Source organism: Massilia sp. LXY-6, from assembly GCF_051233485.1.
Classification (GTDB): Bacteria; Pseudomonadota; Gammaproteobacteria; order Burkholderiales; family Burkholderiaceae_D; genus Telluria.
This window is the reverse complement of record NZ_JBKFGF010000009.1, coordinates 1-19,253: the sequence shown is the minus strand read 5'-3', so window position 1 is coordinate 19,253 and position 19,253 is coordinate 1. Positions and strand designations below refer to the sequence as shown.

Sequence of the window (19,253 nt, the reverse complement as noted above, 5' to 3'; positions counted from 1 at the left end):
TGAGCATGCTCGGCGCCGTGCTGCTGGCGCCGCTGGAGCCCGGCTAGGTATTGCCGGCGATCGTGATGTTCGAGTCCGTGCCGTCGGTGTAGATCCCCATGCGGGTACTTCCCGAGAAGCTGTTGTTAGAAACGGTGGTGAGGCTGCCGTAAACGTAAGCCAGCGCGATATGCGCTTGGAATGGACTGGGTGTCGTCCCTCCGCTGCGCCGGTTCAGGACGGAAAAGCTGCAGTTTGAATCCATCTTGTTGGAACTGATCGTGTGGCCGCCTGTGTCAGGCCACTTGGCCCGATCGCCACCGCCGTATACCTGGATACCGTTCCCTTCATTGTTCGAGACAATGTTTCCGTAGACCGAGCACTTGCTGACGCCGTCATCCAGGCCGATGCCGACGCCTTCCGAGCCATTGTCCAGCGGGCCGCCGTAGTTGCGGTTGAATTTGCAGGTGTTGTTGCGGATCGTATGCCCCGATACGGCATCCGGTCCCGCCTCCGAACTCAGCTCGATACCCCGTCCGTACCAGTTCGGGGCAAAGTTCCCGCCATTCGTATTGCAGACGTTGTTCTCGATGGTGTAAGACCTGGCAAGGCCGCTGATATGAATTCCGAAGTTCATATTGTTGCTGCAGTTATTGTTGCCCACGTAGCTGCGATCGCCACTGTTGATGGAGATGCCGGCCAGCATACCGGTCACGGTATTCCTGTCCAGCGTGGCGGCATCCCCCTGGACGAGGTAGATGCCGATCGCTCTGCGGTTCGGGTTGTAATCGACGCCGGATGGCGGAGAAACACGGTTCCCGCGAATCACAAGATGGGTGAGGAAAGCGGCGCTGTTGTACGTTTCACAGCGGATGCCATGCGATGCCGGCGTGCCGCCGCCGTGGTGGCGGACGGTGTTATTGAGCAGGCGGATGTCGTCGATACTGACGTTCGCGGCGACCAGAATCCCTTGGTTGCCATACGTGGGGCTGTTGCTGATGACGTCGAGCACGCAGCCGGAGACGGTCACGTGGTTTTTTGCGAAGATATACACGCCGGCACAATTCGACGTCACGTTATTGTTTTCGAAAACGCAGTTATTGCCCAGCCAAATGATCGCCACGTCGCTCCCTTCCGGCAAGGCGCTATTCCGGATGTCCAGATTGCGGTAGGTGACGAAATCGCGCTCCTGCTTGAGCACCGCGATCGAGGCGCCGTTGGCCGGGGTGGTGGGCGCCCCCGGCAAGATAATGACCGGTTTTGGTTGTGAAGTATCGTCGCTGCCGTTGGATCGATAATAAGCGCCAATCGTGATGCGCTGGGACGCAGTGCCGCTCGCCGACACCTGGAAGACACCCGAATACGTCGTGCCCCGTTTCTGCAGGTAGGTATGGCCGGGCATCCAGGAAACGCTGGTCCATGAGCGGAAAGGGCTGGCAAGCGTTCCGTTACCCGGGCCGGGGGCAGTCGGATCGATGTAATGCACATTGAGGGTGCTTGCGGTTTGGGCCAGTGCGAACCTCGGAAGCACCGTCTCCGCGCACGCGGAGACGCCCACACTGGAGGCAATCCGAAGGAAATCTCTTCTCTTGGTCATGAGTGTTCCTCCAATCAAGATCTGACAAACATGGCGCCAGTCACTTCAGCCAGTTGCCGGCCGTTCTAACGCTCGACCGTACCGACCAAAGTGTTGTGCCTGCTTGGGCGATGTTACGCTTTGTGGTCACAGTGCCGCAACGACTTTTCGTAGAAACAACAGAATGCCGCCAGGCCGAGTTGTAGCAGTGCCAATACCACCGGACGGTAGGCGCTAGGCGCGACGGCGCGAGGGGAGGAGGCAAGGCCTGGGTGGAAAGCTGCCGCAAGTGATCGAACGGGACCACCCTTGGTCGTCAAAACAGACGCCAGAATTCGGCAAATATCGCTTCAAAAAGAGTGGATTACCCTTGTTGCGCGCTCAAATCCGGCATTTTTTGTCGATGAGTTTGTGAGCTCGGCCGTACCGTTCGTGCGCCATGGCCCCGTCATCGGGGCTACCATGCAGCTCCTGTTCCAACAACTGCAAGGAGTACGTCATGTTGCAAGCACGCGAAATCCAGCAGCGCTTTTCCCACATCCAGCAAACCATCACCGAGGCCGAACAGGCCTGCCGTTCGCACGACGCGCCGGACGAGCTGAAGAACTGCATCGAGAAGATGGCGCGCGAATCCCAGCAAGCCCAGCAGGTGATGCAGTCGAGCGACCAGCAGCGCATGGTCGAATGCGTCGATAACCTCGAATCGATGGGCGACGAAGCCAAGCGCCTCAGCCGCTCGGCATCGACCATGGCGCCGGAGCTGGAAACGGCGGTCACCAAAGTGCACGCCGAACTATCCAACCTGAAGCATCAACTACATTAAAGAACCTTCTTCTCCTTGAGAGCGGCGATTTGCTCGCTGCTCTTGCCCAGGATCTCGGCCAGCACCTCTCCGGTATGCTGGCCGAGCAGCGGCGGCGCCTTGCCGCTGGTGGCCGGCGTGGCCGACATCCGCATCGGGCTGCGCACCAGCCTGACCTGGCCGGCGCTCGGGTGAGGCAGGGTAAACTCGATGCCGCGCGCCTTCACCTGCTCGTTGGCGAACACCTCGTCCAGGTTGTTGATCGGGCCGCAGGGCACGCCCACTTCTTCCAGCATCGCAATCCACTCGTCGCGCCCGTGTCCGGCCACCATGTCCGCCAGCAGCGGCACCAGCACGTCGCGGTTTTTCACACGCAGCGGATTGGTGGCGAAGCGCTCGTCGAACGCCAGTTCCGGCCGGCCGCCGGCCTGCACGAACTTCTGGTACTGGCCGTCATTGCCGGCGGCGACGATGATATGGCCGTCCGCGCAGGCGAAGGTCTGGTAGGGCACGATGTTGGCGTGCGCATTGCCCCAGCGCTTGGGACGCTTGCCGCTGTTCAGGTAGTTGCTGCCGACGTTGGCCAGCATCGCCACCTGGGTGTCGAGCAGGGACATGTCGATGAACTGGCCTTCGCCGCTGCGGTCGCGGTGGGTCAGCGCCGCCAGCACGGCGATGGTCGCGTACATGCCGGTCATCAGGTCGGTCAGGGCCACGCCGGCCTTCTGCGGGCCGCCGCCCGGCAGCTCGTCGCGCTCGCCCGTCACCGACATCAGGCCGCCCATGCCCTGGATCAGGAAGTCGTAGCCGGCGCGGTGCGCGTAGGGGCCGTCCTGGCCGAAGCCGGTGATCGAGCAGTACACCAGGTCCGGCTTGATCGCCTTCAGCGACTCGTAGTCGAGGCCGTAGCGTTTCAGCTGGCCGACCTTGAAGTTCTCCAGCACGACGTCGCAGTGGCGCACCAGCTCGCGCAGCAGCGCCTGGCCGTCCGGGTTGGCGATATCGACCGTGACCGAGCGCTTGCCGCGGTTCGCCGACAGGTAATAAGCGGCTTCGCCGGTGGCGCGGCCTTCGGCATCGGGCGCATAGGGCGGACCCCAGGCGCGCGTATCGTCGCCGCTGTCGGGGCGCTCGATCTTGATCACGTCGGCGCCGAGGTCGGCCAGGTTTTGTGAGCACCACGGCCCGGCCAGCACGCGCGAAAGGTCGAGCACGCGGATGTGGCCCAGCGCGCCGGCGCCGGGCAGGCCGTTCAGGTTCGATGCCATTCTGTCCCCATGGATGAGTTGTTGTCGGCCAATTATATCGGCTGGGCCGTACTTGCCGCCGTCAGCGCCTGGGCGAACTGGTCGCGCTCGCGGTCGACGATGCCGTCGACCAGGCGCTCGTCCAGGCCCATCGCTTCCAGCACGAAGGCCGACAGCTGCAGGCTGGCTTCCAGCGTCTCCGGCACCACCACGCTGGCGCCGGCCAGCTTCAGGGCGCGCGCATGCTTTTCGTCGCGCGAGCGCGCGAACAGGCGCGCATGCGGGAATTCGCGCCGGATCCCGCGCACCGCATGCAGCGCCGAGGACGGGTGGTCCATGGTCAGCACGATCGCGGGGGCCTCGTCGGCATGCACGCGGCGCAGCAGCTCGGGACGGGAGGCATTCCCGAAGTACACCGGCAGGCCCTGGGCATGCAGTTTCGACACCAGCCTGGCGTCGTTCTCGAAGGCGACATAGGGAATGTCCTGCGCCGCCAGCAGCTTGGCCAGCTGCTGGCCGACGCGGCCGAAGCCGGCGATGACCACGCGTCCGCGCGCGTCGTCGAGTTCAGCGCGCGCCTGCTCGGTCTCCTGTTCGCGCGCCTGGCCTTCGGCGCGCTCGCCGAGCGTGCGCCCGATCCGCGCCAGCAGCGGGGTCAGGAACAGCGACAGGCCGACCGCCAGCATGACGCGCCCGCCCAGGCCTGGCTCCAGCAGCTTCGAGCTGATCGGGACACCGATCACGATGAAGGCGAATTCGCCGCCCTGGCCCAGCAGCAGCGCGCCTTCCACCGAACGGCCCCAGGGCAGGCCGCCCAGGCGCAGCACCGGCGCGATCACGACCGCCTTGAGCAGCACCAGCAGGACGACGGCGCAGGCCAGCCACAGCGGGGCATGGACGATCTGCAGCGGGTCCATGCCCATCCCGACCGTCATGAAGAACAGGCCCATCAGCAGGCCCTTGAAGGGCTCGACCATCAGTTCGACCTCGTGCTTGAATTCGGTCTCGGCCAACAGCAGGCCGGCGATCAGGGCGCCCAGCGCCATCGACAGCCCGGCCATGGCGGACAGCGCGGCGATGCCGAAGGTCGACAGCAGGATCAGGGCCATGAACACGTCCGGCTGGCGCTGGCGGGCGAAGGCGCGGAACAGCGGGTGAATGACGCGCCCGCCGACCAGGTAGATCAGGGCGATCGCCAGCGCCGCCTTGCCCATCGCCAGCAGCGCCAGCACGGCCACATTGCCGCCGCCGCCGCCAAGCGCGCCGATCAGGATCAGGATCGGCACCACCGCCAGGTCCTGCAGCATCAGCACCGCGAACGCGGCCTGGCCCAGCGGCGTGCCGGTGGTGTGGCGCTCGCCCAGCAGCTGCATCACCACCGCGGTGGAGGACAGCGACAGCACCAGGCCCAGCACCAGCGACGCCGCCATCGATTGGCCCAGCATGAGGTACACGGCGCCGCCGATCAGCAGGGCGCACAGCACCACCTGGGCCGAGCCGGCCCCGAACACCCAGCGCCGCATCGCCCACAAGCGCGCCGCCGACAGCTCCAGGCCGATCATGAACATCAGGAACAGCACCCCGAGTTCGGCCAGCATGGCGACGTTCTCGTTGTTGGGGAAGGTGAACCACGCCAGCCAGGGCTGGTCCTGGGCCAGGCGACCCAGGCCGAACGGCCCGAATAGGGTGCCGACCGCCAGGAAACCCAGCACCTGGTTGATGCGCAGGCGCTGCAAGGTCGGGATCAGGATGCCAGCGAGGCTGAGGAACAGCAGGATTTCCCGCAGAAAGGGGAAGGGGTGTTGCTCTTGCACGGAGGTGGGCCTTTCATGGGGGCGGTGCGGGGCATTGTATAACGGGTATCGGCTTGTCTGACAAAGGCGGATTGTCATGCTGATAACGCTCTTTGAGCACTAGGCAAAGGTGTGTAGTCGGCCAGGAGCAGCATGTCCGATGCCGAGCTTCAATGCTAAGCTTGCAATGCAAATGCTTCTACACTCTGCCGTACACTAGTGGCAGCAAGTGGCCGCAAAGGCAGGCCTGCGTTCGGCCAACAGCCACTTGTTTTTGAATGACTGCGCAATCGAAAAGACAAATCAGACGATGAAGTTCAACATCTACGGCCGCTTCCAGATCGAAGTACGTCGTGAAAACGGCGCGTGGGTCGTGTACCGGTCCGAACTCGGCAAGCGCACCCGGTTGAACGATGTGCCAGTTCCGCCCGACCTGGCCGCACAGGAAATCGCCACTTACCTTGACGATATTTTTCATGAGTTCGCCGGGCCCGGAGACACCGTCGAACCGATACCCGAGAAACCATCGAAGCTGCTGTTCCTTCCCGGCGCCTTGGGCCGCACCGAATTCTGGCACCCGGCAGCCGAGCTGCTGGCTTACCCGGCACAGAAAGTCCACATGACCTGGCCCGGCTTCAGCGGCATCCCGCCGGATCCGGCAATCCGCAACGTCGACGACCTTGCCACAAGGGTTCTTGCCCATATCGAGGCACCGAGCGCCCTGATCGCCCAATCGATGGGAGGCGTGGTCGCCATGCTCGCCGCGCTGCGCAAACCGGCGCTGGTGACGCACCTCGTGCTGTCGGTAACGTCGGGCGGGATGCGCATGGACGACGTCGATGCGCAGGACTGGCGTCCGGCAGTCCAGGCGGAACATCCCGGCTTGCCCGACTGGTTCATCAGCCATCAGGAAGACTTGGCGCCCAAGTTAGCCACGCTGCGCATCCCGACCCTGCTGCTGTGGGGAGACGCGGACCCGATCAGTCCCGTGAAGGCCGGCCAGCGTCTGGCATCCGTGCTGCCCCGGGCGGAGCTGCACGTGATTCCGGGCGGCGGCCACGATCTCGCCTGCGCCTTCGCGAGCCAGGTGGCGCCGCTCATCGACCGCCACCTGGCCTCGCGCTGATCAGGAGCTCTGCACCTGGAACGCCTCCAGCGGCGTCTCCTCCTGCTGGCGGTGCTCGCCGGCCAGCGGCTGGCGCGTCTCCATCGACTTGATCAGCTCTTCCATTTCCGGATCGTCCTGCTTGCGCAGCTCGAGGTAGCGGGCCAGGGCATTGTCCAGCGCGGGCAGCAGGATGCCGCGCTCGCTGCTCATCGCCGCGTAGGCCGGCCGCTCCGCGGTAAAGCCGCAGGCGGCGGCCGGCCGGGCGTCGAGGCGGCTGGCATCGATCCCTGCTGCCTCGGCCGCCTTGCGGGCCAGCTCGGCCCAGGTCACGCCGCCGGCGTTGGCCAGGTGCCAGATGCCGGCCTCAAAGTCGATGGCGAGGTCGAGGCAGGCATGCACCAGGTCCGGCACATAGGTCGGCGACACCGTCAGGTCGCTGGCGGCCCTGAACGGCTCACCCCGTTCCAGGGCCTGCAGGGCGAGGGTGACGAAGTTGTGCTTGTCCCAGGGGCCGAAGAAGGCGCTGGTGCGCACCACCAATGCGCCGGGGTGCTTGTCCAGCGTGCGCTGCTCGGCTTCCATCTTGCTGCGGCCGTACACGTTCAGCGGCGACGGGGCGCTGCTCTCGAGGTAGGGCGCGTCCCGCCGGCCGTCGAACACCAGGTCGCTCGAGAAGGTCGTCAGGTGCACGCCGTGGCGGGCGCAGGCGGCGGCCAGGATCGCCGGGCCGATCGCGTTTTCGCGCATGCAGCGCTCGACCTCGTGCTCGGCCTCGTCCACGCGCACGTAGCCGGCGGTATTGATCACCGCCCACGGACGATGGAGTGCCAGCGCGCGCTCGACCGAGTCGGCATCGGTGATGTCCATGTCCTTGCGCGACAGCAGGCGGTAGGCCAGGTTGCGCTTGCGGCAGATGTGTGCGAAGGCGCGGCCCAGGGTGCCGCTGGCGCCGGTGATCAGGATCGGACGGCTGCCGGTGCCGACCAGGGTGTGGCCGTCGGCCGTGATCGAGGTGACGGCCGCGGGCGTCGCCACCGGCGGGCACAGGAAGCGGCCCGGACGGCGCCACCAGCCCTGGCCGCGCAGCACCGGATGCGACAGCGGGGTGCCGGAGGAGAGCTCGCGCATCATGCGCGCCAGCGCGGTCGGGCGCGGCTCGGGCGCCCGCACGTCGAAGGGACCGGGCTCGTAGTAGCCGCGGTTCTGGGTCACCAGGCTGTTCCAGTCGAAGGAACCGAGCAGCGACCAGACCGTGACGGCCCGCAGGTCGACGCCGTTGCTGCGCACTTCCTTGGCCGCTTCCCAGATCTCCAGCAGCCAGCGCAGCTGGTCTTCGCGGTTGGCGTCGATGTGGGCTTCGGTGATGGCCAGCGGAATCCGGTAGCGTTCCCAGATTTCGGACAGCAGCGGCGCGATGCCGGCGCTCGGAGTCGCCAGCGCGCGCGAGGCTTCGATGTCGGCGCAGGGCATGCCGTCGGCCGTGCCGCGGTGGTGCGGCGGGTAGCGGTCCGGGCGGTGATCCAGCCAGCGCTCGCTGGTCACGTAGTAGTTGACGCCGATGATGTCGGGCGGGCAGGGGTTCTCGCGGAACCACAGGAATTCGGCCTGGTCGATGCCGGTGTTGGTCAGGTAGGTCCACAGCGGATGCTCGGGACCGACCATGCCGCACAGCAGGTCCCAGGCCAGCCAGCGGCGCTCGTTGTAGAACTCGGCCACGTGGGCCAGCTCCGGTGTGCTGTAGGTCTTGCCGAGATCATCCGTCTGCACCAGCTTGGCGTTCGGGTTGACGGCGCGGATCGCGCGCATCGACAGCACCACCGCGCGGCACTGGTTCAGCAGGGCCTGGATGAAGCTGCGGTCGTCGCGCCCGTGCGGGTACCAGACGCCGTACAAGCCGGCGAAGCGGGCCGTGGTGCAGGGTTCGTTGACCGGGGTGTAGTACTCCAGCCAGGGGTAGCGCGCGGCGACGGCGCCTGCATAGTCGGCCAGCTGTTCGGCGAAGGATGGATCGACCAGGCTGGTGTGGCGCGGGCCGCTGCCGTGGTGGATCAGGCCGGCGATCGGGGTCACGCCGGCGTCGCGCAGGGCGTTCAGGCGCTCGTCCGGCCAGCGCCAGTCGGCCCGCTCGATGCCGTCGGGGGCAGTGCGCTCCCAGATGACCGGGTAGCGGATCGCGCGGATGCCGAGCGAGGCGAAACGCTCGATGTCGGCCGGGCGGGTGGCGTGGCCGTTGCGGTCGAGCTGGTGGAAATAGTCATCGCGGACGCGATTGACGGTGCATTCGAGGCCGCCCCAGAGTTCTAGCGGTCGGTTTTGGCTGTTCGTGCTCTTCGTAGAATCCATAAATCACCAATCTATTAGTTTTATTGCAACAAAAAAGTCATGGCGGTCTCTGCCAGTCCATATATCGGGGAGCATCGGCGTGTGTCGGCGGTTGACAGCGATGCGGCAACCTGCAACCATGCAATCCATGAATTTTTCGAATACACATTTCATCCTCGTTTCCTGGTGGCGCCGCTAGCAGCGCGCGGCCGGAGAGTTGAATGTGAATCACTAAACGCCGCCTCGATTCAAGGTGGCGTTTTTGTTGGCGCGGCAGGATCGGGGCAAGGAAAAAAGGAATCCCATGAGCCTGCAAACCCCTGTCAATACTGCTTCGCCTGCCGGCGCCGTCATCCTGACTGGCGACCGTCCCACCGGGCCACTGCATCTCGGCCACTTCGTCGGTAGCCTGCGCAACCGGGTAAATTACCAGGATCAATATCGCCAGTTCATCATGCTCGCGGACGCCCAGGCGCTCACGGACAACATGGATGACATAGGTAAGGTACACCGGAACGTCATTGAGGTGGCGCTCGATTACCTTGCCGTAGGGATCGACCCGGCCAAGTCCACCATCCTGATCCAGTCGCAGATCCCGGAACTGGCCGAGCTGACCTTCTATTACCTGAACCTGGTGACGGTCGCCCGCCTGGAGCGCAACCCGACCGTCAAGGCCGAGATCGTCCAGCGCGGCTTCGAGCGCGACATCCCGGCCGGCTTCCTGGTCTACCCGGCCAGCCAGGCCGCCGACATCACCGCCTTCAAGGCCGGCATCGTGCCGGTCGGCGACGACCAGATTCCGATGATCGAGCAGTGCAACGAGATCGTGCGCAAGTTCAACCGCACCTACGCCCAGGACAAGGACATCCTGGTCGAGTGCAAGGCGATCGTGCCGGAAGTCGGCCGCCTGCCGGGCATCGACGGCCGCGCCAAGATGAGCAAGTCGCTGGGCAACACCATCAACCTGGGCGCCTCCGCCGACGAGATCCGCGCCGCCGTCAAGCAGGTCTACACCGACCCGCTGCACCTGAAGGTGTCCGACCCGGGCCACCTGGAAGGCAACGTCGCCTTCCTCTACCTCGACGCCTTCGACCCGGACAAGGAAGGACTGGCCGAGATGAAGGCCCACTACGTGCGCGGCGGCCTGGGCGACTCGGTCGTCAAGAAGCGCCTGGAAGGCATCCTGCAGGAGATGCTGGCGCCGATCCGCGCACGCCGCGAGGAATTCGCCAAGGACAAGGGCCAGGTCATGCAGATCCTGAAACAGGGCACAGCCACGGCGCGCGAAGTGGCGGCGCAGACCATGGACGAGGTGCGCAAGGCGCTGGGGCTGTCCTACTTCTAATGTTTAGAGGGTAGCGCGACACGGAACCTGCGGTAGCGCAAAGTGAATGGTTTGCGCTTTCCGGTAGCTCCGTGATTCCGTCGATGGCAAGCTGCGGTTTTCCAACCGACGGAGGCTTCGATGAACAAGGGTTTGCGCTTGACCGAAACGTGGATGCGGCGGGCCTTGTGGCTTGTCGCGTTCGTATTTGCAGCTTTCCTGATTGGCCTGGGCAGCCAGGTGATCGACAACCTGGCCTATCTCGGACCGGTGCCGCCGGAAGATGCGTTCGTCGATCCGGTCAAGGCCGCCCCGCTCAAGGAGGCGATCGCGCAGGCCGGGCAGACGCGCGAGGCCGCCGGCGAGGCCCTGGCTCAGGCCGAGCACAAGCACGAGGCTGCCGAAGCAAAGACGCGCAGTGCGCGCCAGGCCTTCGACAACTGGATCGCGACCCGCCAGACCACGGCTCGGCCGGACCAGGACGACGAATTGATCGCACGCACTCGCGAGCTCGACAAACTAGTTGCAGCAGAGCACTCCGCGCTGGAGGCGGTCGAAGCGCAGCAGCAGATCCTGCTCGACGCAAAGCAGGCCGAGACCCGGGCCGGGGATGCTTACGATGCCTTGCTGGTGCCGTCGCGCAAGCTGGTCTATGAACAAGCCGAGCGCGAAGCGCGCAAAGTGTTCCTGCTGCGTATCGGCGTGACGCTGCCGCTTCTTGTGCTGGCGGGCTGGCTGTTCAGGCACAAGCGCAACGGCACCTACTGGCCGTTTACCTGGGGCTTCATCCTCTTCTCCCTGTTTGCCTTTTTCGTCGAATTGGTGCCTTACCTGCCCAGCTATGGCTATGGCGCTTACGTGCGCTACGGGGTCGGCATCGTGTTGACGGTAGTCATCGGGCGCTACGCGATCCGCTGGCTGCAGGCCTGGCTGGAGCGCCAGAAGGCCGCCGAAGCGCTGCCGGAGCAGGAACGGCGCACCACCATGCGCTACGAGCTCGCCATGGAAAGGATCGGCAAGAGCCTGTGCCCGTCCTGCGAGCGGCCCACCAACTTCCGCGACAAGACCCTGGCCCACTGTCCGCACTGCGGGATCGGCCTGTTCGACCGCTGCCAGGCGTGCCGGACGCGCAAGAATGCCTTCGGACGCTACTGCTTTTCCTGCGGCACGCCGGCCAAGCTCAGCCTGGCGGATTGACGCCCGGGCCGTTGAATTCGCGGGCGTCGATCGGGATGTCGAGGGTGAAGGTAGTGCCGGACTGGGCCGAGCTGTCGAGCACCACGGTGCCGCCGTGGCGCTGCGCGACTTCCTGAACGAAGGGCAGGCCGATGCCCCAGCCGATCTTGCCAGACTGTTCGCCGCGGTTCAGGTATTCGAAGATATCCTTGCGCCGTTCGTCGGGGATCGGATGGCCGTAGTTGTGGACCGACATGATCACGCGGCCATGGGTCTGGGCGACGTTCAGGCTGACTTCCTGTCCGTCGCCGTACTTGGCCGCGTTCGAGGCCAGGTTTTCGAGGGCGCGCCGCAGCGCACGCTCGTCCCACCAGCCGATCACGGATTCGCCGCTCGCCCGGCAATGCGCCGGCGTCGTGTCGTTCACGTGTTCGGCGACTTCCCGGGCCAGCCGCAGCGCATCCAGCTGCGCCAGGGACAAGGGCGCGGACTGCGCCGCCGGCTGCCGGATGGCGTCGAGCTGCTCCTGGATCATCTGCTCCAGGCGCAGGCCGTTTTCCAGGATCTTCTGGAGGATCTTGTCCGCTTTGCCCGGCTGCGACGCCAGCAGCAGCTCCGCACCCGACACGATGACCGACAGCGGGCTACGCATGTCGTGCGTGAGGGAAGCGGCGACCCGTTCGCGGAAGGCCCGCTGCAGGGCCGTGAATTCTTCGATGGCGTCGCGGATCGCCTGGTCGAACGACGAGCCGATGATGCGGAATTCCTGGTCGGTGAAGCGGATCCCGTGGCGCCGGGCGACCTGCAGCAGAACATCGCGCAGCAGCTGGTATTCGTGGACGATCTCGACCGCCTTGTAGTCGGTCGTGCGTGCGCGTTCGCTGCCATGCCCGGTGGCGGCGCTCGAATCGCTGGCCGCGTTTTCCCGGTCGAATCCGGGGCTCAGCGCCTCCGCGATGTTCCCGTAGAACAGGGGCAGCGTGTCCAGCAGCACGGGATGGCTGACTTCATCGGCTCCCTGGATCAGGCAGCGCACGCGCTGTTCCCATTCGGCGAAGACTTCGTCGCGGATGGCCAGCACTTTTCTCGATTGTTCGGATAAGTCTTGGGTGCTGGATTGTTGGTTTGTCGAAAGCATCATCACGAAAGCGGAGCGAGTCGATTTCTCGATCTTAACAAAACCCTCCCGTGGGGCGCGCGCAGGCTGCCGGCACCGGCAGCCTGCATCATGTGGCCGCGTTCAGTCCTGCAGATCGGCCGGCACCTTGCCGCCGTTTTGCGCCAGTTTCGTCATGACCTGCTTGTGCAGCCAGATGTTCATGCTGGCCGAATCGTTGGTGTCGCCCGTGTAGTGCAGCTCGGCCGCCAGTTCCTTGCGTGCCTGCAGGCTGCTGTCCAGGTTCAGGAGCTTGAGCAGGTCGACGATCGAGCTACGCCAGTTCAGCTGCTGGCCCGACTGCTTTTGCATGTTGGTCAGGATCTCTTCGACGTCCACCTGCTGGTTCAGGGTGGCGGCCGGGCCGGTGGCGGCGGTGGTGGTGCCGGTGTTCTGCACCGATGGCTGCTGTTGCGGCTGGGCCTGTGCCTGTGGCGCCTGCTGGGCCGGAGGCGGCGGCACGTTCTGCTGGCCGCTGCCGGACGCGGCCGGGGCGCCGCCGGTTGGCGCTTGCGTGTTGGCCGGATGATGGCCGGGGAAGATCTTGTGGAAGATGTCGCCGAGAATGCCCATGTGTTTCTCCTTGTTGTGCCTTGTTGTGTCAACGATTCTGGATGCCCTGCGCCATATGGCCCAGCGCGATCGCCAGCGCGGCGCCGCCGAGGGCTTTTACCAGGGTCGGATGCTCGGAATAGAAATTGCCCATCTGGTCGACGATGCCCGGATTCTGCCGTTCCGCATGGGCGGCGATGTCCTGCACCTGCTCGGGCGAGAGCTGGGACGCCTGTTCCGGGGTCACGCGGGTCTGGCCGCCGCCCACGAGGTTGCCGAGGGCGCCGCCGGCCACCGACGACAGCACCGAGGGACCGAGGCTGGACAGCAGCTGGTTGAGCATGCCGGCGCGCTGGTCCGGGTTGCTGTTGCCGAACAGATGGCCGACCATCTGCGGGAACGGCGGCGTCTGGTCCGAGCGCAGCGCCTGGGTCACGCCGCGTGCCACTTCCTCGCGCGGTGCCTGTTGCGCCACCCGGTCGAAGTCTTCCGCCGCCTGTGCCTGGTTGGCATTGGCGCCGCCGCCCAGGTATTGCTGCAGCAGGTTACCTAAGTCAAAGCCCATGATTTCCTCCGATGTTGGGACAGTCAAAGGAGGGAGCGTAGACCCTTTGTCCGGATCCCTCCGTACGTTCATTAACGGACAGTGCGGACAGGATGCCGCCAGGGCGGGTTTCCAGGTGGACACCCATCGCGGCAGGGCGTAAGCTGCCGCCATGATGCCTTACCTGCCGATCCTGTTATTTTTCGCCTTGTATGCCGGCGCCACCCTCGCCTGGAACTTGCCGCCGGCGGTCGGAGCGGTCTACCTGCTGCTGAGCGTGCTGTGCTTCGCCAGCTATGCACTGGACAAGTCGGCGGCCCGACGCGGCGAGCGGCGCACGCCCGAAAGCAGGCTGCTGGTGCTGGGCCTGGTGGGCGGCTGGCCGGGCGCCGTGCTGGCCCAGCAATGGCTGCGCCACAAGACCGTCAAGCAGCCGTTCCGCCGCATGTTCTGGCTGACGGTGGCGGCAAATGTGGCGGCGAATATGGCAGGTTTCCTGTGGCTGTCCCAGCGCGGATAGGAGAGTGAGCATGTGGCGCTACCCGAAAGTCCTGGCCCACCGCGGCGGCGGCACCCTGGCGCCGGAAAACACGCTGGCGGCCTTGGAGCGCGGCATGAAGGCGGGATTCCGCGCCATCGAGTACGACGTCATGCTCGCGCGCGACGGCGTGCCGGTCGTGATGCACGATCCCTTCCTGGGCCGCACCGTGCCCGGTTCCGGCCACGTGTTCGACTACGACGCGCTGGAACTGGCGGCCATGGACGCCGGCGGCTGGTTCGGCCGCGCTTTCGAGGGCGAGCCGGTGCCGCTGTTCGTCGAGTTCGCACAGTTCTGCAAGGCACATGGCGTATGGATGAACATCGAGCTCAAGCCGGCGCCGGGCTACGAGACCGAGACCGGCACGACGGTCGCGCGGATCGCCGCCGCGATGTTCGCCGACGAACTGGCGGCGGGGCAGTTGGAGCGGGCGCCGCTGCTGTCCTCGTTCAGCCAGCCGGCCCTGGCCGCGGCGCGCGAGGCGGCGCCGCAACTGCCGCGTGCATACCTGATGAGCGAACTGCCGCCCGACTGGGAGCGCCGCGCGCGCGCGGTGGACGCCGTCGCGATCCATGCCAACCACCGCCACCTGACGCCGCGGCAGGCGCATGAAGTCAAGGCGGCCGGCTTCGGCCTGTTCTGCTATACCGTCAACGAGCTGGCGCGCGCCCGCGAACTGCTGGGCTGGGGCGTGGACGCGTTCTGCACCGACCGCATCGACCTGATCGGCCCCGAATTCACATGATGTGACCCATAACGATGTGCCAGTGCAGCGAACTTCCAGGCGTATTGTAATTAGTGCAACACCTCCAATCAGCAATCCAATTCCTTTCGACAGCTACGCTATAATCATTTTCTTTATATAGCATGCTGCCCTTACACGCCCCTACGACATGAAATCCACCGAAATACGCGAAAAGTTCCTCAAGTTCTTTGAGTCCAAAGGCCACACGATCGTCCGCTCCAGCCCGCTCGTGCCGGGCAACGACCCGACGATGTTGTTGACCAACAGCGGCATGGTGCAGTTCAAGGACGTGTTCCTGGGCCTGGATACGCGCCCGTACAAGCGCGCCACCACCGTGCAGCGCTGCGTGCGCGCCGGCGGCAAGCATAACGACCTGGAAAACGTCGGCTACACCGCGCGCCACCACACCTTCTTCGAGATGCTGGGTAACTTCAGCTTCGGCGACTACTTCAAACGCGACGCGATCAACTTCGCCTGGGAACTGCTGACCAAGGTGTACGCGTTGCCGGCCGAGAAGCTGACCATCACCGTCTACTTCGAAGACGACGAAGCCTACGACATCTGGGCCAACGAAATCGGCGTGCCGAAAGAGCGCATCATCCGCATTGGTGACAACAAGGGTGCGCGCTACGCCTCCGACAACTTCTGGCAGATGGCCGACACCGGCCCCTGCGGCCCCTGCACCGAGATCTTCTACGACCACGGCGCCGACATCTGGGGCGGTCCTCCGGGCTCGCCGGAAGAAGACGGCGACCGCTTCATCGAGATCTGGAACCTGGTGTTCATGCAGTTCAACCGCGACGAAGCCGGCGTGCTGACCCCGCTGCCGAAGCCGTCGATCGACACCGGCATGGGCCTGGAGCGCCTGGCCGCCGTGCTGCAGCACGTGCACAGCAATTACGAGATCGACCTGTTCCAGGCCCTGATCAAGGCCGCCGCGCGCGAAACCGGCACGACCGACCTCGAGTCGAAGTCGCTGCGCGTGATCGCGGACCACATCCGCGCCGCTTCTTTCCTGATCGTCGACGGCATCATCCCGAGCAGCGAAGGCCACGGCTACGTCCTGCGCCGCATCATCCGCCGCGCGCTGCGCCACGGCCACAAGCTGGGCCAGACCAAGCCCTTCTTCTACAAGCTGGTCGAAGACCTCGACATCGAGATGGGCGGCGCCTATCCGGAACTGCGCGAAGCCAAAGCGCGCGTGATGCAGGTGCTGAAGGCCGAGGAAGAGCGTTTCGGCGAGACCCTGGAAAACGGCATGAAGATCCTGGAAGCGCAACTGGCCAAGGACCCGAAAAACCTGGACGGCGCCACCGCCTTCACCCTGTACGACACCTACGGCTTCCCGCTGGACCTGACCGCGGATATCTGCCGCGAGCGTAACGTCACGCTGGACGAGGCAGGCTTTGCCGCCGCCATGGAGCAGCAGAAGAAGCTGGCGCGCGCCGCCGGCAAGTTCAAGATGGCCGCCAACGTCGAGTACGCTGGCGAGAAGACCAAGTTCGTCGGCTACGATTCGCTGGTCCACAACACCCACGTGCTGGCCCTGTACTCGGGCGGGGTCTCGGTTCAGGAACTGAAGGCCGGCCAGGACGGCATCGTGGTGCTGGACACCACCCCGTTCTACGCCGAATCCGGCGGCCAGGTGGGCGATAAGGGTGTCATCAAAGCGTCGAACGGCCTGTTCGACGTCGAAGACACTCTCAAGATCCAGGCCGAGGTGTTTGGCCACCACGGCGTGCTGCAGTCGGGCTCGCTGAAAGTAGGCGACACGGTCGATGCGCAGGTCGATGAGCTCAAGCGCGCGCGCACCATCCGCAACCACTCGGCAACCCACCTGATGCACAAGGCCCTGCGCGAAGTGCTCGGTTCCCACGTCCAGCAGAAAGGCTCGCTGGTCGATCCGGACAAGACCCGCTTCGACTTCGCGCACAACGCACCGCTCACGGCTGAGGAAATCGCGCGCGTCGAGCAGATCGTCAACGCCGAGATCCTGCAGAACCATCCGACTCAGGCCCAGCACATGTCGATGGATGACGCGGTCAAGCACGGCGCCATGGCCCTGTTCGGCGAGAAGTACGGCGACACCGTGCGCGTGCTCGACATCGGCTCCTCGAAAGAGCTGTGCGGCGGCGTGCACGTCACCCGTACCGGTGACATCGGCCTGTTCAAGATCGTCTCGGAGGGCGGCGTCGCTGCCGGCATCCGCCGCGTCGAGGCGGTGACGGGCGAGGGCGCGCTGGCATGGGTGCAGGCGACCGCTCGCCGCCTGCAGGACGCAGCAGCAAGCCTGAAGACCGGCCCGGACGAGCTGCCGTCGCGCATCGCCCAGGTGCAGGACCAGGTGAAATCGCTGGAGAAGGAAGTCAACGCGCTGAAGTCGAAGCTGGCGGCGGGCCAGGGCGATGAGCTGGCCGGCAAGGCGGTCGATGTCGGCGGCCTCAAAGTGCTGGCCGCGACCATGGACGGCGCCGACGTTGCCGCCCTGCGCGAGACCATGGACAAGCTGAAGGACAAGCTCGGGACCGCCGCCATCGTGCTGGCCTCGGTGCTAGAGGGCAAGGTCAGCCTGATCGCCGGCGTCACCAAGGACGCCACCGGCAAGGTCAAGGCCGGCGAACTGGTCAACTTTGTCGCCCAGCAGGTCGGCGGCAAGGGTGGCGGCCGTCCGGACATGGCCCAGGCCGGCGGTACCGATCCGGCGGCGCTGCCGCAGGCACTGGCCGGCGTGGCCGGCTGGGTCGGCGAGCGCGTGTAAGACGTAGGGTGGGCACGGGTGTCCACTAGGAAGCGGGCTGGCGAGCGCATGTAATGCCGAGCTAGATTTCCTTGCCTGTCAACATATTGCTGTTGTCACAGCGCAACGTGGATACCATATTTTGGTGCGGCGCGTCATAATCCTGTAATTGGAGTACCATGCGGGCATATGCCCCCAAATCCGCAGGCAAATGATGAGCGAAACCATACTCGACACCGGCACCATCGAGATTCAGAAGGATCTCGATGCACGTGGCTTGAACTGCCCGCTGCCGATTCTGAAGGCCAAGAAGGCCCTCGCTGAACTGGCGAGCGGCGAAGTGCTGCGCATCGTTGCGACCGACACCGGCTCGGTGCGCGACTTCCAGGCCTTCGCCAAGCAGACCGGCAACGCGCTGCTGGCGCATACCCAGATCAACGGCGAATTTACCTTCTGGCTGCGCCGTAAGTAACACCGACACGTTTTACCCAACGGGGCAGGACGGCAGCAGCCCCGTGTCTTTCGCAAACTGACAAATCAAGCTTCCCGCAGAATTAGGGGCTTTCTTCTAGTCGAAAAACGCACGATCGTGCTTTAATTCTGTGTTGAAGCAGTTTTGCTCTTATAATTCGAATCATTTTTAGTCAGTCTCACTCCATTTCAAAGGCCCACTATGAAAGTCCTGGTACCCGTCAAACGCGTGGTCGACTACAACGTCAAGGTCCGCGTCAAATCCGACGGCAGCGGTGTCGATATCGCCAACGTCAAAATGTCGATGAACCCTTTCGATGAGATCGCGCTTGAAGAAGCGACGCGCCTGAAGGAAGCCGGCAAGGTGACCGAGGTCGTGGCGGTGACCTGCGGCGTGACCCAGGCCCAGGAAACCCTGCGTACCGGCATGGCAATCGGCGCCGATCGCGGCATCCTGGTCGAGACTGGCGCTGAGATCGAGCCGCTGGGCGTGGCCAAGGTGCTGAAGGCCCTGGCGGATAAGGAGCAGCCGCAGCTGATCATCCTGGGCAAGCAGGCGATCGACGATGATTCGAACCAGACCGGCCAGATGCTGGCGTCGCTGCTGGGCTGGCCGCAGGCGACCTTCGCCTCGAAGGTCGTGCTGGAAGACGGCAAAGTGACCGTGACCCGCGAAGTGGACGGCGGCCTGGAAACCGTTTCCTTGACCCTGCCGGCGATCGTCACCACCGACCTGCGCCTGAACGAACCGCGCTATGTGACGCTGCCGAACATCATGAAGGCCAAGAAGAAGCCGCTCGAGACCATCAAGCCGGAAGACCTGGGCGTCGACGTGACCCCGCGCCTGAAGACCCTGAAAGTGTCGGAGCCGGCCAAGCGTTCGGCCGGCATCACGGTACCGGACGTGGCGACCCTGGTGGCCAAGCTGCGCACCGAAGCCAAAGTCATCTAACTGTTCGGCTCAACTAAGGATAAAGAGAACATCATGGTCGCACTCGTCATTGCAGAACACGACAACGCCACGCTCAAGGGCGTCACCCTGAACACCGTGACCGCGGCCGCCCAGTGCGGTGGCGAAGTCCACATCCTGGTCGCCGGCAGCGGCTGCGGCGCCGTCGCCGAGCAGGCCGCGAAGATTGCCGGCGTCTCGAAAGTGCTGGTCGCCGATGCGCCGCACTTCGCC

16 protein-coding genes and 1 pseudogene are annotated in these 19,253 nt (G+C 64.9%); 10 read left to right on the top strand and 7 right to left on the bottom strand.

Annotated elements, in window-relative coordinates; all coding sequences use genetic code 11:
- Positions 1–43 precede the first annotated feature (43 nt).
- The gene (locus tag ACI48D_RS04435) at positions 44–1,576 is read right to left on the bottom strand and encodes a right-handed parallel beta-helix repeat-containing protein (RefSeq protein ID WP_435570002.1); all 1,533 of its coding nucleotides are present in this window, start codon (positions 1,574–1,576) and stop codon (positions 44–46) included.
- Between the two features lie 478 nt (positions 1,577–2,054).
- Between ACI48D_RS04435 and ACI48D_RS04430 the strand changes: the two genes are divergently transcribed.
- Entirely contained in the window at positions 2,055–2,378 is a 324-nt protein-coding gene (locus tag ACI48D_RS04430) for a hypothetical protein (protein ID WP_435570001.1), read from the top strand.
- Here the strand turns inward: ACI48D_RS04430 and ACI48D_RS04425 are convergent.
- Together ACI48D_RS04425 and ACI48D_RS04420 are read right to left on the bottom strand one after the other, a co-directional pair.
- Positions 2,375–3,625, bottom strand: a complete 1,251-nt coding sequence (locus ACI48D_RS04425) for a CaiB/BaiF CoA transferase family protein (RefSeq protein ID WP_435570000.1) — start codon at positions 3,623–3,625, stop codon at positions 2,375–2,377. The genes ACI48D_RS04430 and ACI48D_RS04425 overlap by 4 nt on opposite strands.
- Positions 3,626–3,657: 32 nt before the next feature.
- The gene (locus ACI48D_RS04420; protein WP_435569999.1) at positions 3,658–5,418 is read right to left on the bottom strand and encodes a cation:proton antiporter domain-containing protein; all 1,761 of its coding nucleotides are present in this window, start codon (positions 5,416–5,418) and stop codon (positions 3,658–3,660) included.
- Positions 5,419–5,707: 289 nt separating this feature from the next.
- On the opposite strand from ACI48D_RS04420, the gene ACI48D_RS04415 reads away from it, so the two are divergent.
- Positions 5,708–6,523 (top strand): alpha/beta fold hydrolase, encoded by an 816-nt coding sequence (locus ACI48D_RS04415; protein ID WP_435569998.1) that lies wholly within the window; start codon positions 5,708–5,710, stop codon positions 6,521–6,523.
- On the opposite strand, the gene ACI48D_RS04410 is transcribed toward ACI48D_RS04415, so the two are convergent.
- Entirely contained in the window at positions 6,524–8,848 is a 2,325-nt protein-coding gene (locus ACI48D_RS04410; protein ID WP_435569997.1) for a family 1 glycosylhydrolase, read from the bottom strand.
- A gap of 283 nt (positions 8,849–9,131) precedes the next feature.
- Between ACI48D_RS04410 and trpS the strand changes: the two genes are divergently transcribed.
- Together trpS and ACI48D_RS04400 are read left to right on the top strand one after the other, a co-directional pair.
- Positions 9,132–10,172, top strand: a complete 1,041-nt coding sequence (trpS, locus tag ACI48D_RS04405; RefSeq protein WP_435569996.1) for a tryptophan--tRNA ligase — start codon at positions 9,132–9,134, stop codon at positions 10,170–10,172.
- Positions 10,173–10,292: 120 nt separating this feature from the next.
- Complete coding sequence (locus ACI48D_RS04400) at positions 10,293–11,348, top strand: serine endopeptidase (RefSeq protein WP_435569995.1); 1,056 nt, start codon at positions 10,293–10,295, stop codon at positions 11,346–11,348.
- Here the strand turns inward: ACI48D_RS04400 and ACI48D_RS04395 are convergent.
- The 3 genes from ACI48D_RS04395 to ACI48D_RS04385 form a co-directional block, all read right to left on the bottom strand.
- Positions 11,332–12,408 carry a sensor histidine kinase gene (locus ACI48D_RS04395; RefSeq protein ID WP_435569994.1) on the bottom strand — a complete coding sequence of 359 codons (1,077 nt, stop codon included), beginning with the start codon at positions 12,406–12,408 and terminating at the stop codon, positions 11,332–11,334. The two genes, ACI48D_RS04400 and ACI48D_RS04395, sit on opposite strands and share 17 nt — an antisense overlap.
- A 159-nt stretch (positions 12,409–12,567) precedes the next feature.
- Positions 12,568–13,056: a DUF3597 domain-containing protein gene (locus ACI48D_RS04390; RefSeq protein WP_435569993.1), complete on the bottom strand. Its 489-nt coding sequence runs from the start codon at positions 13,054–13,056 to the stop codon at positions 12,568–12,570.
- Between the two features lie 28 nt (positions 13,057–13,084).
- Complete coding sequence (locus tag ACI48D_RS04385; RefSeq protein WP_435569992.1) at positions 13,085–13,600, bottom strand: hypothetical protein; 516 nt, start codon at positions 13,598–13,600, stop codon at positions 13,085–13,087.
- Between the two features lie 151 nt (positions 13,601–13,751).
- Here ACI48D_RS04385 and ACI48D_RS04380 point away from each other — a divergent pair, with 151 nt between their 5' ends.
- The 6 genes and pseudogenes from ACI48D_RS04380 to ACI48D_RS04355 all read left to right on the top strand — a co-directional run.
- Positions 13,752–14,099, top strand: coding sequence for a DUF1294 domain-containing protein (locus ACI48D_RS04380; protein WP_435569991.1), 348 nt, complete (start codon positions 13,752–13,754; stop codon positions 14,097–14,099).
- 10 nt (positions 14,100–14,109) lie between these two features.
- Positions 14,110–14,862 (top strand): glycerophosphodiester phosphodiesterase, encoded by a 753-nt coding sequence (gene ugpQ / locus ACI48D_RS04375; protein ID WP_435569990.1) that lies wholly within the window; start codon positions 14,110–14,112, stop codon positions 14,860–14,862.
- Positions 14,863–15,010: 148 nt separating this feature from the next.
- Positions 15,011–17,620, top strand: a complete 2,610-nt coding sequence (gene alaS, locus ACI48D_RS04370) for an alanine--tRNA ligase (RefSeq protein WP_435569989.1) — start codon at positions 15,011–15,013, stop codon at positions 17,618–17,620.
- Between the two features lie 223 nt (positions 17,621–17,843).
- Positions 17,844–18,071, top strand: a complete 228-nt coding sequence (locus tag ACI48D_RS04365; protein WP_435570236.1) for a sulfurtransferase TusA family protein — start codon at positions 17,844–17,846, stop codon at positions 18,069–18,071.
- A 201-nt stretch (positions 18,072–18,272) separates the two neighbouring features.
- Positions 18,273–19,022 (top strand): electron transfer flavoprotein subunit beta/FixA family protein, encoded by a 750-nt coding sequence (locus ACI48D_RS04360; protein ID WP_435569988.1) that lies wholly within the window; start codon positions 18,273–18,275, stop codon positions 19,020–19,022.
- Positions 19,023–19,055: 33 nt separating this feature from the next.
- A pseudogene (locus ACI48D_RS04355) lies at positions 19,056–19,253 on the top strand (electron transfer flavoprotein subunit alpha/FixB family protein); the annotation flags it as partial.